This window comes from Paradesulfitobacterium ferrireducens, assembly GCF_017310645.1.
In the GTDB taxonomy this organism is placed as follows: domain Bacteria; phylum Bacillota; class Desulfitobacteriia; order Desulfitobacteriales; family Desulfitobacteriaceae; genus Paradesulfitobacterium; species Paradesulfitobacterium ferrireducens.
This window is the reverse complement of the sequence record NZ_JAFLRH010000017.1, coordinates 37,506-53,578: the sequence shown is the minus strand read 5'-3', so window position 1 is coordinate 53,578 and position 16,073 is coordinate 37,506. Positions and strand designations below refer to the sequence as shown.

The window sequence follows — 16,073 nt, the reverse complement described above, 5'->3', positions numbered from 1 at the left end:
GTATGCGCTATTGTGTGTTGTTTCCAGAGGCTCAAAATGTCCATCTGGTGAAGGACGTAGGGATGATACCGTACAAGCTCAAACAGCTTGGCAATTATCAAGCTGTCCTGGCGACGTATGACAATGGCCCCTATCCGTATCTTGAAGATGTAGTTCCGGGTTTAGAGCTCGATTTCATTGGGAAGCGAGGGGACGTATCCCGTACATGGCGCCATTCGGCCTGGGATGGGGTTCATTATTTACGCCGTAAAGGGAAAGAGATAGATATTCTGCAAGTTTTCCATATGACGTTGAGCTCTATTGTCTATGCATATTCTTATAAAAGGGTCAATCCGGGTGGGATAATATTTCTCAAACTCGACTGCAGTATTAAATTGGTTGAAAAATTAAGAGGCCTGGGCAGGCTGCCAATGAAGCTTCTTCATCAGTTCCTGGAGAGAGTAGATCTGATCGGAGTAGAGCAGGAGAAGCTTCAGCAGGATATTACAGAGATTTTTCCGGCGCACCGGGCCAAGATTATCTACCTGCCAAACGGAGTGGATTTTGCTGATCTGGAGCGTTACCGGCCTGAACTGCAAGACGCGGGCAAAGAGAATCTGATCCTTACGGTGGCCAGGATTGGCAGTGAGGAAAAAAATACCCCCATGCTCTTGCAAGCGTTTGCCCGTCTGGTGCAGAGAGGAAAGCGGGAGTGGAAATTAGTCTTGGTGGGAGCAGTGGCTTCAGAGTTTCAGCGTTATCTGGACAGATTTTGGGAACAGAATCCTGAGCTTAAAGAGTATATCCTGTTTAGGGGAGAACTCGCATCGCGCCGGGAGTTGTGGACGGAGTACAGCCGGGCTAAAATTTTTTGTTTAACGTCTAATTACGAAAGCTTTGGCTTTGCCTTAATCGAAGCGGCGGCTGCCGGAGCCGTGATTATCAGCACGGATGTGGGAATTGCTTCCGAGCTGGTGCGGGAAGGGAACGGAGCGGTGGTACCGGTGAAAGATGTGGATGCCTTAACGGACAAACTGGCAGAATTCATGGAGCGCCCGGATTTAACGGAACTATGCGGCCGGAGCGCCCGCATCTGCCGCGAAAAGTTTAACTGGGACGAAATTTGTGTTAAGCTTGATAGAGAACTGAGAAAAAGGATAATGAGGAGTTAAAAGGTTGACCAACCTTCCGGTCGTTTATTTTATCATTCTAAATTTTAACGCGGCTCAAGAAACGCTCAGCTGTGTGGCGAGCCTGGAGCAGATCACCTATCCCTATTACCGGGTGATTGTGGTTGACAACTGTTCCACCGATAATTCCTGGGAGATACTAAACCATAGCCTGTCACGGCATACCCTCCTTCGAAGTGACGGGAATTATGGCTATGCCCATGGGAATAATTTGGGCATTCAATATGCTCTGGCCCAGGGGGCCGAATATATTTGCATTCTGAATAATGATGTAGAAGCTGAAGCGGATTTCTTAGAGCCGCTCATACATACACTGGCTTCAAACCCCGAAGTTGGGATGGCGGGACCGACCATCTGCGATTTCTACAATAGAGCGCAGATCCAAGCCATGGGAGCATCCCTTTCTCTTTACAGCGGGCTGGCCCAGGGAATTGCCAAAGGTAAGCCCTATGCAGGAATTAGGGGGCAGATGCGCGAAGTAGATTATTTAGGCGGTGCCTGTTTTGTAGTCAAAGCGAAAGTTTTGGCTCAAACGGGGTTGATTCCTGAGAATTACTTTTTGTTCTTTGAGGAAACGGAATTATGTCTGAAAGCACAGAGACTCGGTTATAAGCTGGTCTGTTTACATGCCAGCCGGGTATATCACAAGCGTTCGGCTACCATATCCAAATATCAGGGGTTAGGGTATTATTTCCTGAACCGCAACCGGGTCGTATTCATGCGCCGCAATGCGGGCCGGGAGCAAAGGATTGTATTTTATATCTACCTGATTATCGAAGCCTTAGCCCGGATTTTGATTCGCAGGGAACCGTGGCGCTTATATCAGATCTTCTATGAAGGATTTAAGGCTGACCCTGAGAAACTGGACATGGATAAGGCAAGGGAATACCTTGCGCAAAGCAACCGGCCAGGCGGCCATACATAGAATTTCGAGGGAGGACCGTGTTGGATGAAAGGCATTATATTAGCCGGCGGGACCGGGACGCGCCTCTATCCCCTGACCAAAGTGACAAATAAACACTTGCTGCCGGTGGGGCATTACCCCATGATTTTTCATCCGGTTGCCAAACTGAAAGAAGCGGGAATCACGGAAATTTTGGTGGTGACCGGGAAAGAGCACATGGGGGATGTGGTTAGCCTGCTCGGAAGCGGGGCGGATTTAGGGCTGGATTTTACTTTTAAGGTGCAGGATCAGGCCGGGGGAATCGCCCAAGCCTTGGGACTGGCGGAACAGTTTGTGGGAGCAGACCTGTGCGCGGTCATTTTAGGGGATAATATCTTTGCAGATTCGATTAAACCGTTTGTGGATGAGTTCAAGGCTCAGGGGCAGGGTGCACGGATTCTGTTAAAAGAAGTGCCTGACCCGCAGCGTTACGGAGTGGCTGAAGTAAAAGACGGAAAGATCACCGGGATCGAAGAAAAGCCGAGTGAGCCTAAGAGCAACCTGTGTGTGACCGGAATTTACGGTTATGATCCGGATGTCTTTGCCATGATTAAGACCTTAAAGCCTTCCGGCCGCGGGGAACTGGAAATTACAGATGTCAACAACACGTATATCGCGCGCGGGGAACTCCGGTATGATCAGCTTTCATCCTGGTGGACAGATGCCGGAACCTTTGAATCCCTGTCTTTGGCCAATAAGCTCGCGTTTGAAACCGGCTTGGGTGACCGGGTGTCTGAGATTTTAAAGGGATAATGAGATAAAAGAATTCAATACTGGTTAAAGGAGTTGACCCGGAGAAAAAATGATTGAGGGAGTAGCATTAAAGAAGCTCATCCGGCATAGTGATGACAGGGGCTTTTTTATGGAGATCCTGCGCGATGACGAGGAACTCTTGCAGCGCTTTGGTCAGGCCTCCCTGTCCAAATCTTACCCGGGAGTTATTAAGGCTTTTCATTATCATGAACGGCAGGATGACCTCTGGTTCTTTCCCTGCGGGAATGCCCAGGTAGTCCTTTATGATTTGCGCCCGGATTCTCCCACCAAAGGGGAAACTAATACCTTTTATCTGGGAGAGGATAACCCGGGACTGCTTCTGATTCCGAAGGGAGTGGCCCATGGATACCGGGTCCTGGGCCAGGTTCCGGCGATTATCGTTTACTTTACCACGGAATCCTATCGCCGCGATGACCCGGATGAGCTGCGCATCCCGTGGGATGACCCGGGGATTGGCTTTGACTGGACGACGAAGCCGCGCTAGATTAAGTAGAAGTCAGGAGACAGGAGAGGATGTCTTAGTACATATCAGGGGTCGAAACCCTAAAAGAATGCAAAATCCTACTGACTACTGACTACTGAGTACTGAGTACTTCGGAATGGAGGCTTAACTTGAATATTTTAGTGACCGGCGGGGCCGGATTTATCGGGTCCAATTTTTTGCTGGCGATGGTGAAGAAGTACCCGGAGGACCGCTTTGTTAATGTGGATGCCTTAACCTATGCCGGAAATCTGGCGAATCTCAAGGACATTGAGGACAGCCCCAACTATAGCTTTTATAAAGCGGATATCAGGGAACGCGTGCCCTTGGAAGAAGTGTTTAAGCGGGAAGAACCGGCGGCGGTGGTTCATTTTGCGGCAGAATCCCATGTGGACCGTAGTATTGAGAATCCGGTGGCTTTTGCGGAAACCAATGTGCTGGGAACGATTCAGCTTTTGGATTTGAGCCGTAAATACGGGGTGGAGCGCTTTGTTCAGGTTTCTACGGATGAGGTATATGGCTCCTTGGGGCCAAGCGGGGTGTTTACGGAAGATTCACCCTTAAAACCGAATAGTCCGTACTCCGCCAGTAAATCAGCGGCAGACGGGTTTGTCCGGGCTGCGGTTGAGACGTACGGGTTTAATGCCTCGATTACCCGCTGCTCCAATAATTATGGCCCATACCAGTTTCCGGAGAAGCTGATCCCTCTGATGATTTGGCGTGCCCTGGAGGGAAGGAGCCTGCCGGTGTACGGGGACGGCCTCAACGTGCGTGACTGGCTGTATGTGGAAGACCACTGCCGGGCTATCGATTTGGTCTTGCGCCACGGTCAGGCCGGAGAGGTCTATAATATTGGCGGGAACAATGAACGCACGAATCTTGAGCTGGTGAAAACCGTGCTGCGCTTGCTGGACCGGCCGGAAGACCTGATCGAGTTTGTCAAGGACCGTCCTGGGCATGACCGGCGCTATGCCATTGACGCCGGGAAGATCAAGCGTGAACTCGGTTGGGAGCCCCAGATCCGCTTTGAGGAAGGGATTCAGAATACGGTCAAGTGGTACCTTGAGCATGAACCGTGGTGGCGCGCTATTATCAGCGGAGAGTACATGAACTATTATGACAGGATGTATGGACAAAAGTATTTAGGAGGGTAAGCATGATTGATATTGATAAAATTCAGGAGATTCTTCCTCATCGCTATCCGTTTCTGCTGGTGGACCGCATTATTGAGTTTGAAGAAGGGAAAAGGGCAGTGGGGATAAAAAATGTTTCTGCCAATGAAGGTTTTTTTTCCGGGCACTTTCCCAAGTACCCGGTAATGCCGGGAGTGCTGATTATGGAGTGTCTGGCTCAGGTCGGGGCAATCATCCTGCTTAGTAAAGAGGAATATGCCGGGCGGATTCCTCTTTTTGCCGGGATGGATGAAGTGCGTTTCAAGCGCCAGGTGCGGCCGGGAGATCAACTGCGTCTGGAGGTTAATGTGCTCAAGCTCAGGCACGGCGTGGGCGTGGCTGAAGGCAAGGCTTACGTTGGGGATGAGCTGGCGGCCTCGGGCAAAGTGATGTTTGCCTTGGGCCCCCAAAACCCGGCCTAAGGGTGATTGGAACAAGCGATGATTGGAATTAACCTAAAAAGAGTCAGCAAAGCCGGGAGCAGCAGTGAGCGCATCCTGGCTTTTTCTCTCTGGCTCAGTGTGCTGGCATCCGGATTGTATTATCAGAAGACGTGGTTATTGCCGGCGATAGTCCTCGGCTTCTATGTTTTGAGCAGGATGGGGTTGGCTTTGCTTTCCAGGCGTAGGCAAGGTCAGAGCTATTATTCGCGCAAGTCCGGGGTTCAGGGGAGAAGCCTGGAGCTGTCAGATTTCGGTTTAACCGACTTTGTTCTCCTTGGGCTGGCGGGATTATCCGCTCTGGGGTTAATCCATCCGGTGCGGTTTATCGACGGGCTGTTTGAAGTTTTGCGTTGGCTGGTTTACTGGCTGGTCTACCGTTTTGCCGCCGGAGCGGGGAGGAAGGGTTATACCGGTGATCGCTTGCTCACACATCTCCGCTGGGCTGCTGTAACAGTGGCTGTGATTGGCTGGCTCCCCTGGGCAAATCTGATTTGGCCGGCTCCTCCTTTGCCTGAGGCGGGAAGGTTTAGCTCGGTCTTTGGCTACCCCAATGCGACAGCGGCTTTTGTCGGGGCGGCACTGCTCCTTCCCGGAGGAAGCTTTCTCACGAAGGCTTTTTTGGGGGTGTCCTTGCTCAGCACCGGCTCACGGGGGTCTCTGGCAGCCCTGCTCCTGGTGCTTGCCCTAATTGGAATCAAAGTATGGCAGGCAAAAAAGAATACCGGTGCGAGGAAACGTACGCTCGGGGGAACGGCGGCAAACGCCTGGAGGCAGATTAAACAGTGGGGATGGTCTCAATCCACAGGTTTCGGTAGAGGTTTCCTTATCTATATTTTAAAAAGACTGATTCTTTTTGTCATAATTCTCATGCTCAGTGTTAAAGTATTTCCGAATGCCTGGGAACACCTGCGCTCTTGGGATCTGTTTTCACCCAGCATCGGACAACGCCTTCTATATTACTTAGATGGGTTATCCCTGGCCTGGAAAGCACAGGGGTGGCCCAGAGCCGGAGGGTGGCTGGCGTTTCCCGCCGTTCAGACCCTTCCGTACTGGACCGTTCATCCCCACTCGGGCTTGATTCAGGTGTTGCTGAATCAGGGCTTGGCGGGGTTGGGTCTGATAGCAGCCTGGACAGTGTGGATGTGGCGCAGGCTGGGGGAGGGTGCAGGAAAATGGCCCATGCTCTTTCTTATACTGCATTCCATGGTTGACGCGGATTTCGCCTTTGGTGCCCTGGGACTTGTTTTTTGGCTGCTGGCCGGGGTAACTATATCTCAATCATCCGGTTCAGGCTTTTATGAAGCTGCCAGGCAGAGTGTAAAATTCCCATGGACATTAATGCAGGCAAGGGTTCTGCGCGCAGGACTTTATGGTTTGGCCGCTTTATATTTGCTGCTCATGCCTACGCTCAATCTGGTGCAGCCGGAGCTTATCAATCCGGGCCAGGCTCTAAGCCGGGAGGCGGAACGGGTGCAGGCACATGATCCCGGGGCGGGTGCCCGGCTCTGGCGCCAAGGCCTCTCTTGGGATCAGACTGAGATTTCCTGGCGCCGGCAGCTGGCTGAGCTGGAACTGGCCCAGGGAAATATCGAGGCTGGACTGAGGGCTGTAGAGGAAACCCTGGCCTGGCGGAGTTTCGACCTTAATGCGTATGAATGGGCCCAGGGTGCCGTTCTTCATGCGGCTGACGCCATGCGCGAGTCAAAATCAGCCTCCGGCAGCGGCGATGCCAGGACTCTCTACCACTGGGTGCAGATGATACCGGCCCGGATCGAAGAAAAACAGGGTTTAATTCCTGGGTATGCCCGCAGGTTATGGCCTGAATGGGAAAACTTTAAGCCCACGCCTGCCATCGATTACCTGGCGGAATATGCCAGGCAGAGAACACTCACTCCTGCCAACTTTTGAACATAACCTAAGGTAGGCAGGTGGGACGAATGTCAGTATTTATTTTAGTTCTTTCCGGGTTGCTTTGGTTTTTTGCGGCTGCATGGGAATGGCGGGTGCCGCAGGGATTGGAGACAAGGATCATTGAGTTCCAGGCAAAGCTGAGCGCTCCGGAGCCGCAGGCTCTGATCGAGCGGCGTTTTCAGGCCTTGGTACAGCCTAAAAAGGAGGCTTAACCGGCTTATGCTTTTTTACCTAATGCATACTCCGGCGGGAGAGTTTAAGCTTTCACCCTTTCCGGAGCTGGACAAGCTTTTCCAAGAAAGCGAACAAACGGGTATGCCGCCCTTCAGAATTTTGATTCCGGGGATTCCGTTGGCTTACCTGGAGCCTATTTTCGCGCGGGTATCTGCGCGGATAGGAACACGGGCAGGTTTAGAAACGGAAGGATTCATCCTGAAAATTATCGCCAAGGAGGATGCGCTGCAAAAATTCGACTGGAAGTGGCAGAACCTTGAGCAGCAAGACCTTGAGCAGATGAGGGGTAACGAAAATTTAAGCCTGGAGAGAAGCGCCGGGGATGATTTAGCGGATAGTTTAAGCGGCCGTCAACTCACAGACGATGAATTAAGCGTATTGGCGGCCGGCATCGGGTTAAATGCGGATATGCTATGGCGGCAGGCCCACATCTTGGTGCGTGCGGGCCTGGGGGAATGGGTTCCTGCCGTGCGCCGGGGAAGCAAGGGCTGGTACTGTGAGCGCTGCGGTGAAAGCGAGTTGGAAGAGTGGCCCGGCCTATACGGAACAAGTTTTACCTGTCCGAGCTGCCGCAGTTTGGGTGCTTCTTCTTCGATGAAGGTAATATACCGGGACTTGAGGGCTTCTGCAGGAAAATTCCGCAAGATCCGGATAGGCCGGGTTGGGGTAGAGCAGTTCAGCTCACTTTTTCCCGGCTTAAGGTTGACTGCAGCCCAGGAGCAAGCGGCAAGAGAGGTACTGGAGTTCGCGCGGTCTGCCCGCGAACGGGAGTCTCTTTTATGGGCGGCCTGCGGAGCAGGGAAGACGGAAGTCTGTTTTCCGGCGGCGGAGTGGGCCCTAGCCCAGGGACAAGCAGTGCTCTTTGCGGCACCGCGCCAGGATGTGGTTCACGATGTGGCACCCCGGCTGCAGCAGGCTTTCCCTGACATATCCATTCCAGTTCTATCCGGTGCCTCGACGGCGAAGTTTGGCTCAGGCCAGCTGGTGTTGGCAACGACGCACCAGGTATTGCGCTTTTACCGAGCGTTTGATTTAATTTTTCTGGACGAGCTGGATGCCTTTCCGTATCGAGGCAGCCGGATGCTGCAGTGGGGAATCAATCAGGCTTTGCGGCCCGGAGGGAAAATCCTGTTTCTCAGTGCGACTCCTGATTCGGCAATCCGGCAAAGGCTGGGAAAGGCGGGGCGAATCATCCGCCTGCCGGCACGCCATCACCGCCGGCCTTTGCCGGTGCCTCAATGGATCAAAATAACGGAAGCCAGGGTCGAGTCTGCTCTCAGGGAGAATTTGGCGGCCCTGCGCCGGCGGGGACCGGTCATTTTCTTTGTCCCCAAAATTTCCTGGGTTAAGTTATGGACAGAAAGGTTAAAGGGGCTATTCTCCAGCTGGTCTATTAGCGGCAGTTACAGCAGTGATCCGGAAAGACAGGAGAAGCTTATCCGCTTGCGCCAGGGAGGATTTGATTTATTTGTGGCAACCACGATTTTAGAACGGGGAGTAACGGTCGAGGGAGTGCAGGTGGCGGTGATGGCCGCGGACCATCCTGTGTTTGATGAGCGCACTCTGGTGCAGATGGCGGGCCGGGCCGGACGCACACGGGCGCACCCTGAGGGAGAGGTTGTCTTCTTTGCCGCACGTGCAACCAAAGCAATGAAAACAGCCGTGGACTGGATTCACGAGCAGAATGAGCTGGCGCGATCGGCCGGCTTGCTGGACTAAGTAGTAGGGGGTGAGGGCAAATGGTAAAAGCCTCAGCCATCATTGATATAAGCCTTTCATTCATGCGCAGCGTCTGGTACGAAAGTAAGGAAAAGTGTGTCTTGTGCGGGGGAGAAGACGGAGCGGTCTGTCCGGCGTGTTTTCATGAATACTTTCAGCCGGAGCTTGCACGCTGTCAGGCCTGCGGCAAACTAATCCCCAAGGACTTTACCCACTGCCGGGATTGCCGGGAGCACCGCGGGCCTCAAGCCCTCACGCGAGTGCTTGCCTGGGGCCATTATTCCGGGCACTGGCGCGAGTTTATTCATCGCTTTAAATACCAAGCCCAGCCCACGTTGATTGAGAAAATAGCCCGACCCCTGGCAGAGTGGGCTGAAGCCCAACTGCCGCCTCCGGACGGACTGGTGGCCGTCCCGATGCATGACTCCCGCTTGGCGGAGCGCGGGTTTAACCAGGCGGAGGTCATTGCTTCCGCGCTGCACTGGGAGTTGGGGATTCCCTTGCTTAGCGGGCTTAAACGCGTGCTCCCTACGCGTTCCCAGGCAGCGCTTACCCGTCAGGAGCGCTTGCATAATTTAAGCGGGGGTTTTGAAGTGATTGAGGGGAAAGAAATAAGCGGCCGGGTCATTTGGCTGATCGATGATGTTACGACCACAGGAGCAACGCTTGAAGCCTGTGCCCAGGCTTTGCACTTGGCGGAAGTTAAAGAAATTTACGGGTTGTGTCTGGCCGCAGGAAAGGAAGCATAGGTAAAAAAACAAAAAAATCTTGTTAGGTTCTCAGAATGAATGTATAATATTTTTGGGTGGGCATAAGCCTGTCACATTATTTATGTAAGGGGAATACTTTTCATGGCGTTTCAAGACAAAGAACTGGTATGCAAAGACTGTGGGGCAACTTTCATTTTCACCGCTGGAGAACAAGAATTCTATGCTGAAAAAGGGTTCGAAAATGAGCCTCTCCGTTGCCGGGATTGCCGCAGCGCACGCAAGAGCGCTCGCAATGGTTCCGAAGGAAGACCGCGCGAAATGTACACGGTTGTATGTGCGGACTGTGGGGTAGAAACCCAAGTTCCGTTCCAACCGACTTCCGATCGTCCGGTCTACTGCCGTGAGTGTTACCAACACCACCGCCCGGCACGCTAAAATATATAAGCAGACAGTATGAACGGGAAGCTCTCGTATGAGGGTTTCCCGTTTTTCTTTAAGGATGAACCAAATATTTAGCATACACACCATTTTTAGTTTAAACATCTTGAATTTTTCAAAAGGAAGGGTATAATAAATCTTGCACACTACCATACAAGTATACATGTATATTAATATGGTAAAGGAGAAGACTATGATTTTTGAAACAAATAAAAACTCCGCCAGCAGAAAACTGTATGAGCTGTTAAAAGAGGAAATCATTCAACTGAGGCTTAAACCCGGTTCCAATATCTCAGAAAATGAAATATCCGAAAAATACAATGTGAGCAGAACCCCGGTCAGGGAAGCGTTTCTGCGGTTATCCCAGGAAGGCTTATTAACGATTTATCCGCAAAAAGGGACATTCGTTTCGCTGATTGATTTATCCCTGGTTGAAGAAGCGCGGTTCTTGCGGGAAACATTAGAAAAAGCGGTAGTTAACTTAGCTTGTAAAGAATTTTCGCAAGAAAAAGTCTTTGCTTTAGAAATGAATTTAAAATATCAGGAAATGTATATTAAAAATCATGACTCTGAGAAACAATTTCAAGCCGATGAGCAATTCCACAAACTGATTTTTGAAGGCTGTGACAAGACCAGGATCTGGAAGATAATAGATGAAATGAATAATGACTTTAAACGAATTCGGCTGTTGCGGTTAGCAACCAATTTTAATTGGGATGATATCTACATCCAACATTCCAATATTTTCAACGGAATCATCCATAAAAATCCTGAACTGGCCGAGAAGGCGATGAAAGAACACTTAACGGCGGTTAACTTTGATAAAACAGAGTTAGTTAAAAAATACCCCGAGTATTTTAAAGAAGTTGAGTAGGAAAATCATGAGTCAAAGAAAGGAACTAAACATGAAAGCCATAAGAGTAAACAGTCCCGGGAACATTGAAATTGCGGAGGTCGCAAAGCCCGAGCTAACGCATGAGAACGAAGTCTTGATTAAGATTAAAGCCGCCGGCATCTGTGGCTCAGATATACACATCTACCACGGCACTTCTCCGGTGGCAACCTATCCCAGAATTATCGGCCATGAAATCGTGGGCGAAATCGTTGAAGTGGGCGCAAAAGTTCAGGATCTGAAAATTGGCGATCACGTGACCGTTGATCCGGTTGTGAGCTGCGGAGCTTGCTACCCATGTTCGCTTGGCCGCCCTAATGTCTGCACCTCGTTAAAGGTAAGAGGGGTTCACCTGGACGGCGGCTTTCGCGAGTATATTGCCGCGGAAAGCTCCAGTGTGTACAAGATATCCCCGGATTTGCCGTGGGAGGCTGCTGCTTTAGTCGAGCCGTACAGTATTGCCGCCCAAGTCCTGGCACGCGGGGAGATCGAAGCGAGAGATATCGTCTTAATACTCGGCGCAGGTCCAATTGGCTTAATCATTTTGCAGGCCGTTAAGAAAACCGGTGCCAGGGCAATTATTACCGATATTCTCGAGGAACGCCTGGACATGGCGAAGCAAATGGGAGCAGATGTTATTGTAAACAGTTCTAAGCAAGACCTAAGAGAAATTGTTATGAAAGAAACGAATGGTGTTGGCGTAACGGTTGTGGTCGAGGCCGTAGGCCTGCCTAAGCTCCTGGAAGACGGTGTGCAATTAGCCTGCCCGGCAGCCAGGGTTGTGGTCTTGGGATTTACCGAAACACCTTCTCAGCTGGCTCAGTTGTATATCACCAAGAATGAGCTCGATATTCGCGGGTCAAGGCTCAATGCCCATCGATTTCCTCAGGTGATTGAGTGGTTTAACAAGGGAGAGGTGAATCCGGAAAAGCTGATTTCTCATACCTTTCCCTACACCGAAATCGAAAAAGCCTTGCACCTTATTGAGACAGAGCCTCAGAAGGTCTGCAAAGCGGTTCTGCTTTTTCAACAGTAGTTGTTACTTTTTTAGGGTATTTGATACAGATAAAAGCTTCCTAAAAAAGTGAGCAATAAGATTCTGCTTGGGGGGTGAATCTTTTCCAGAGTTTCCGGTCAAAATCGAATCCAGAGAAAGATTATCAATTGGAGAAAACGGAGGATGAAAATGAACAGGAGATGGATCAAGATTGCATCGTTGGGTCTCGCTGGGGTGTTATTAATGGGAAGCCTGGCCGGATGCGGCACCAGCGGCAATAACACGGCGTCCAATCAAGGGGGAGACAAGAAACCCGAATTCACCCTTAAGTTTGGCCACGTGGCTGATGAAAACAACAGCTGGCATAAAGCGGCTCTCTATTTTGCCGATGAAGTCAAGAAAAAATCCAATGGCCGCATCGAAGTCAAAGTTTACCCGAACAGCCAGCTTGGCTCGGAAATGGATACCATCAACGGAATCCAGGCAGGAACCGCCGACATGACCATTACAGGGGAGTCCCTGCAAAACTGGGCGCCGAAGGTTGGGGTAATGGGTGCTCTCTACCTGATTAAAAGTGATGATCAGTTAAAGAAAGTGGCTGATGGGCCAATTGGCAAGGAAATAGAGCAAGAGATTCTCGATAAAACCGGCTTGCGCCCGCTCACTTGGTTTGCCCGCGGTCCCCGCTACTTGACCAGCAACCGTCCGATCAAAACTCCGGATGACTTGAACGGCCTCAGGCTGCGGGTTCCCAATGTGCCGCTCTATGTCAAGGCCTGGGAAGCATTAGGGGCGAAACCGACGCCGATGGCTTTAGGTGAAGTGTTTACCGGACTCCAACAAGGAACGGTTGACGCTCAGGAAAATCCGCTGGCACTGATTCAAAGCTCAGGCTTCTATGAGGTCCAAAAATATATTAACCGCACTGAACACGTACGCAGCTGGATTTATGTTGTAATCGGCAATAAGAAGTTCGAATCCATGCCCAAGGATCTTCAACAAATCGTTCTCGATGCGGCAAAAGATATGCAGACTTATGAACATGATTTGATGCTGAAAGACGAACAAGCACTGACCCAAAAACTGCAAAGTGAGGGAATGCAGTTTGTTGATACGGATCAAGCCGCTTTCGAAGCCAAAGCAAAACCGGCCATTCTCTCTTCTCTGAATCCTGCGCAAAAAGATATCTATGAAAAAATTATGAACACGAGATAAGTATAAACGAAGTACGAACAGGTCTGGTGACGGCCAGGCCTGTTCAGTTCCTCGGAAGAGTAAAGATTCCCCCCAAATTAACAGTCGGAGGATCATATGAAAACATTGAAAAAATTTCTGGATGGGTTCCTCCAGGCCGGTATGATTATTTGTATAGCAGGTCTGATCGCGGTGGTCATGATTCAGGTCATCACCAGGTATTCTTTCATTAAATCACCGAGTTGGACTGAAGAAGCGGCCAGGTATTTATTTCTGTACACGATTGCCTTTGCCGCTGGTTTAGCGGTGAAAGAAAAGGCGTATGTCAATGTGGATTTTGTCTTTAATCTGCTGCCCCGAACAATCGAGAAAGTGCTTAATATCTTAATTTATGCGGGACTGGTAATATTTTCGGGAGTTATTTTCGTGCAGGGTATCAAGTTTGCCGAACTAGGGCTGATCCAACGCTCATCAGTACTCATGCTTCCGATGCAATATATCTTTGGCGTCATACCGATTAGCGGGTTGTTCTTGATCATCTATTTCGTGATCGAGTTAGTCTCAATGATCAAAAATTTCGCAGCCGGATTAGGGGGTGAACAAAAATGACGTTAGTACTCTTTCTTAGCTTTCTCCTCTTATTGATGGTTGGTGTACCTGTCGCCTTTTCCCTTGGTATCTCCTCCCTAATCTATCTATTCATGGCAGACATACCGCTGATCGTAATTCCCCAAAAAATGTTTGCCGGCCTTGATTCCTTTGTGTTGCTCTGTGTGCCGGGTTTTATCCTGGCAGGGAATTTAATGAATAACGGAGGGATCACGAACAAGATCGTTGATCTGAGCAATGCTTTGGTAGGGCGTATCCGCGGCGGCTTGGGGCTTGCGAACGTTGTGACCTCCATGGTGTTTGCCGGTATCTCCGGAACCGCAGTCTCCGACGCCGCCAGTGTCGGCTCCATTATGATCCCCGCTATGAAAAAACAAGGGTATGATCTTGACCAAAGCTGCGGCTTAACGGCGGCTGCTTCCACCGTGGGCCCGATTATTCCCCCCAGCGTCCCGATGATTATTGCCGGAACCTTGACCGGCCTTTCAGTGGGCAAGCTGTTTGTCGCCGGGGCTATACCGGGCATCTTAATGGGTTTGGGCTTCATGGGACTCTGGTATTATATGTCCGTCAAAAACAATTATCCGAAAGGACGGAAATACAGTCTCCCGGAAATCGGCAAGAGCTTTATTGGAGCATTCTGGGCCATCTTAATGACAGCCATCATTTTTGTTGGGATTGTCGGGGGCATTTTCACTCCGACCGAAGCAGCCTTTGTGGCGGTAGTTTATGGCCTGGTTGTCGGTTTGTTTGTGTATAAAGAGCTTAAATTGAAAGATATACCCAAAATCGTGATTGAGTCTGCTGTGCAAAGCGCAGGCATTATGCTCTTGGTTGGATTCGCCAACATCTTTGCCTGGATTATGGCCAGCGAGCAGATTCCGCAAGCGATTGCCGGGTTTATGCTTGGCATTACGCACAATAAGTATTTAATGCTTTTGTTAATTAATCTGCTGCTCTTGTTCGTGGGAGCTTTCATGGAAACGATCGCCGCCTTGGTGATCTTGTTCCCGACTTTGCTGCAAGTGGCTACCAGTGTGGGCGTTGACCCGATTCAATTCGCTATTATCGCCGTCCTGAATCTCGTGATCGGCTTGACCACCCCGCCGGTGGGAGTGTGCCTTTATGTCGCCGGTGGCATTGGCAAGATTTCCTTGGGCCGTATGAGCAAAGCCATTGTGCCGTTCCTGGGCGTCAGTTTAGCGGTATTAGCCTTAGTAACCTATGTCCCGCAGATTTCCCTGTTCTTGGTTCACTATATGGCGAAGTAAGTTCCAGATCACAGGATAACATCCGGAGGAAATACTGTTATGAAAATGGTTTTTAGATGGTATGGAGCAGGCAATGATACAGTAACCTTGGAACAAATAAAGCAAATTCCCGGAGTTGAAGGGATTGTCTGGGCGCTCCATGATGTGCCGGCCGGTGAAGAGTGGCCCCTGGACAGAATCCTCGAAGTGCAAAAAACAGCGCATCCATACGGCTTCCATATTGATGTGGTCGAAAGCGTCAATGTCCACGAAGATATCAAACTGGGTTTGCCTACCAGAGATAAGTATATCGAGAATTATAAACGAACCATTGAAAAGCTGGCCCAAGTAGGGGTCAAAGTCATTTGCTACAACTTTATGCCCGTCTTTGATTGGACCAGGACCAATTTATTCGAAAAATTGGAGGATGGCTCCACCGCTCTCTTCTTTGAAAAAGCTAAAATTGACAATATGGATCCGTTTGAACTCGTGGATCAAATCGCTTCCAATCCGGATCTGACGATGCCTGGGTGGGAACCGGAACGGTTAAAACACCTGCCGCAGCTTTTCCAAGCCTACCGGAACGTGACTGAGGAAAATTTGTGGTCTAACCTAAAGTATTTCCTTGAGCAGATTATTCCCGTGGCCGAGCTGCACGATATAAAAATGGCCATCCACCCGGACGATCCGCCCTGGTCCGTCTTCGGATTGCCCAGAATTATTACCAATAAAGAAAATCTCCGGAGATTATTAAAGCTGGTAGACAGCCCATCCAATGCGCTTACGCTTTGCAGCGGTTCTTTGGGCTCTAATCCCAAGAACAATATTTCGGAAATGGTGCGGGAATTTGCCGATAGAATCGCTTTTGCCCATATCAGAAACGTTAGAGTTTATGAAAACGGAGATTTTATTGAGACCTCACACCGGTCCAGTGACGGCTCCCTGGATATCAGCGAGATCGTCAAGGCTTATCATGACATTGGATTTACCGGCTATGTCCGGCCGGATCATGGCCGGCACATCTGGAATGAAAAATGCAGGCCGGGTTACGGACTGTATGACCGAGCGCTCGGAATTATGTATTTGTGGGGCAACTGGGATGCCCTGGAGAGAAGCAAAAAAGACGCTTAAGTCTTC

Annotated in this window: 17 protein-coding genes; all 17 read left to right on the top strand. The window is 50.3% G+C overall.

Going from position 1 to position 16,073, the window contains the following annotated elements; all coding sequences use genetic code 11:
* Positions 1-2 precede the first annotated feature (2 nt).
* The 17 genes from J0X21_RS05430 to uxuA all read left to right on the top strand — a co-directional run bounded on the left by J0X21_RS05430 (position 3) and on the right by uxuA (position 16,067).
* The gene (locus tag J0X21_RS05430; RefSeq protein WP_206811180.1) at positions 3-1,151 is read left to right on the top strand and encodes a glycosyltransferase family 4 protein; all 1,149 of its coding nucleotides are present in this window, start codon (positions 3-5) and stop codon (positions 1,149-1,151) included.
* Between the two features lie 4 nt (positions 1,152-1,155).
* A complete protein-coding gene (locus J0X21_RS05425; protein WP_206811179.1) occupies positions 1,156-2,094 on the top strand; it encodes a glycosyltransferase family 2 protein in 939 nt (312 codons plus the stop codon).
* 24 nt (positions 2,095-2,118) lie between these two features.
* Positions 2,119-2,865, top strand: a complete 747-nt coding sequence (locus J0X21_RS05420) for a sugar phosphate nucleotidyltransferase (protein WP_206811178.1) — start codon at positions 2,119-2,121, stop codon at positions 2,863-2,865.
* A 49-nt stretch (positions 2,866-2,914) separates the two neighbouring features.
* On the top strand, positions 2,915-3,370 hold the full coding sequence (locus J0X21_RS05415) for a dTDP-4-dehydrorhamnose 3,5-epimerase family protein (protein WP_206811177.1): 456 nt from the start codon (positions 2,915-2,917) through the stop codon (positions 3,368-3,370).
* 128 nt (positions 3,371-3,498) lie between these two features.
* Positions 3,499-4,521, top strand: coding sequence for a dTDP-glucose 4,6-dehydratase (gene rfbB, locus J0X21_RS05410; protein ID WP_206811176.1), 1,023 nt, complete (start codon positions 3,499-3,501; stop codon positions 4,519-4,521).
* A gap of 2 nt (positions 4,522-4,523) precedes the next feature.
* The gene (fabZ, locus tag J0X21_RS05405; RefSeq protein WP_206811175.1) at positions 4,524-4,961 is read left to right on the top strand and encodes a 3-hydroxyacyl-ACP dehydratase FabZ; all 438 of its coding nucleotides are present in this window, start codon (positions 4,524-4,526) and stop codon (positions 4,959-4,961) included.
* 18 nt (positions 4,962-4,979) lie between these two features.
* A complete protein-coding gene (locus J0X21_RS05400; RefSeq protein ID WP_206811174.1) occupies positions 4,980-6,890 on the top strand; it encodes an O-antigen ligase family protein in 1,911 nt (636 codons plus the stop codon).
* Positions 6,891-6,919: 29 nt separating this feature from the next.
* The gene (locus tag J0X21_RS05395; RefSeq protein ID WP_206811173.1) at positions 6,920-7,105 is read left to right on the top strand and encodes a hypothetical protein; all 186 of its coding nucleotides are present in this window, start codon (positions 6,920-6,922) and stop codon (positions 7,103-7,105) included.
* 7 nt (positions 7,106-7,112) lie between these two features.
* Entirely contained in the window at positions 7,113-8,846 is a 1,734-nt protein-coding gene (locus tag J0X21_RS05390; protein WP_206811172.1) for a DEAD/DEAH box helicase family protein, read from the top strand.
* A 20-nt stretch (positions 8,847-8,866) separates the two neighbouring features.
* On the top strand, positions 8,867-9,595 hold the full coding sequence (locus J0X21_RS05385; RefSeq protein WP_206811171.1) for a ComF family protein: 729 nt from the start codon (positions 8,867-8,869) through the stop codon (positions 9,593-9,595).
* 102 nt (positions 9,596-9,697) lie between these two features.
* Positions 9,698-9,991: a zinc-ribbon domain containing protein gene (locus J0X21_RS05380; RefSeq protein WP_206811170.1), complete on the top strand. Its 294-nt coding sequence runs from the start codon at positions 9,698-9,700 to the stop codon at positions 9,989-9,991.
* Positions 9,992-10,187: 196 nt separating this feature from the next.
* Positions 10,188-10,868, top strand: a complete 681-nt coding sequence (locus tag J0X21_RS05375) for a GntR family transcriptional regulator (RefSeq protein WP_206811169.1) — start codon at positions 10,188-10,190, stop codon at positions 10,866-10,868.
* A gap of 7 nt (positions 10,869-10,875) precedes the next feature.
* Positions 10,876-11,922 (top strand): Zn-dependent oxidoreductase, encoded by a 1,047-nt coding sequence (locus J0X21_RS05370; protein ID WP_236006085.1) that lies wholly within the window; start codon positions 10,876-10,878, stop codon positions 11,920-11,922.
* A 150-nt stretch (positions 11,923-12,072) separates the two neighbouring features.
* Entirely contained in the window at positions 12,073-13,098 is a 1,026-nt protein-coding gene (locus J0X21_RS05365) for a TRAP transporter substrate-binding protein (protein ID WP_206811168.1), read from the top strand.
* A 96-nt stretch (positions 13,099-13,194) separates the two neighbouring features.
* Entirely contained in the window at positions 13,195-13,686 is a 492-nt protein-coding gene (locus J0X21_RS05360) for a TRAP transporter small permease (RefSeq protein ID WP_206811167.1), read from the top strand.
* Positions 13,683-14,957, top strand: a complete 1,275-nt coding sequence (locus J0X21_RS05355; protein ID WP_206811166.1) for a TRAP transporter large permease — start codon at positions 13,683-13,685, stop codon at positions 14,955-14,957. The genes J0X21_RS05360 and J0X21_RS05355 overlap by 4 nt, the downstream gene beginning before the upstream one ends.
* 39 nt (positions 14,958-14,996) lie before the next feature.
* The gene (uxuA, locus tag J0X21_RS05350; RefSeq protein WP_206811165.1) at positions 14,997-16,067 is read left to right on the top strand and encodes a mannonate dehydratase; all 1,071 of its coding nucleotides are present in this window, start codon (positions 14,997-14,999) and stop codon (positions 16,065-16,067) included.
* Positions 16,068-16,073 lie beyond the last annotated feature (6 nt).

Bases quoted from the DNA above. Each gene is read 5' to 3' on its own strand.
- J0X21_RS05400 (WP_206811174.1), top strand. From the start codon at position 4,980: ATGATTGGAATTAACCTAAAAAGAGTCAGCAAAGCCGGGAGCAGCAGT.
- J0X21_RS05355 (WP_206811166.1), top strand. From the start codon at position 13,683: ATGACGTTAGTACTCTTTCTTAGCTTTCTCCTCTTATTGATGGTTGGT.
- J0X21_RS05360 (WP_206811167.1), top strand. From the start codon at position 13,195: ATGAAAACATTGAAAAAATTTCTGGATGGGTTCCTCCAGGCCGGTATG.
- J0X21_RS05390 (WP_206811172.1), top strand. From the start codon at position 7,113: ATGCTTTTTTACCTAATGCATACTCCGGCGGGAGAGTTTAAGCTTTCA.
- J0X21_RS05395 (WP_206811173.1), top strand. From the start codon at position 6,920: ATGTCAGTATTTATTTTAGTTCTTTCCGGGTTGCTTTGGTTTTTTGCG.
- J0X21_RS05370 (WP_236006085.1), top strand. From the start codon at position 10,876: ATGAGTCAAAGAAAGGAACTAAACATGAAAGCCATAAGAGTAAACAGT.
- J0X21_RS05375 (WP_206811169.1), top strand. From the start codon at position 10,188: ATGATTTTTGAAACAAATAAAAACTCCGCCAGCAGAAAACTGTATGAG.
- J0X21_RS05420 (WP_206811178.1), top strand. From the start codon at position 2,119: ATGAAAGGCATTATATTAGCCGGCGGGACCGGGACGCGCCTCTATCCC.
- J0X21_RS05415 (WP_206811177.1), top strand. From the start codon at position 2,915: ATGATTGAGGGAGTAGCATTAAAGAAGCTCATCCGGCATAGTGATGAC.
- J0X21_RS05385 (WP_206811171.1), top strand. From the start codon at position 8,867: ATGGTAAAAGCCTCAGCCATCATTGATATAAGCCTTTCATTCATGCGC.
- fabZ (WP_206811175.1), top strand. From the start codon at position 4,524: ATGATTGATATTGATAAAATTCAGGAGATTCTTCCTCATCGCTATCCG.
- J0X21_RS05380 (WP_206811170.1), top strand. From the start codon at position 9,698: ATGGCGTTTCAAGACAAAGAACTGGTATGCAAAGACTGTGGGGCAACT.
- uxuA (WP_206811165.1), top strand. From the start codon at position 14,997: ATGAAAATGGTTTTTAGATGGTATGGAGCAGGCAATGATACAGTAACC.
- J0X21_RS05430 (WP_206811180.1), top strand. From the start codon at position 3: ATGCGCTATTGTGTGTTGTTTCCAGAGGCTCAAAATGTCCATCTGGTG.
- J0X21_RS05365 (WP_206811168.1), top strand. From the start codon at position 12,073: ATGAACAGGAGATGGATCAAGATTGCATCGTTGGGTCTCGCTGGGGTG.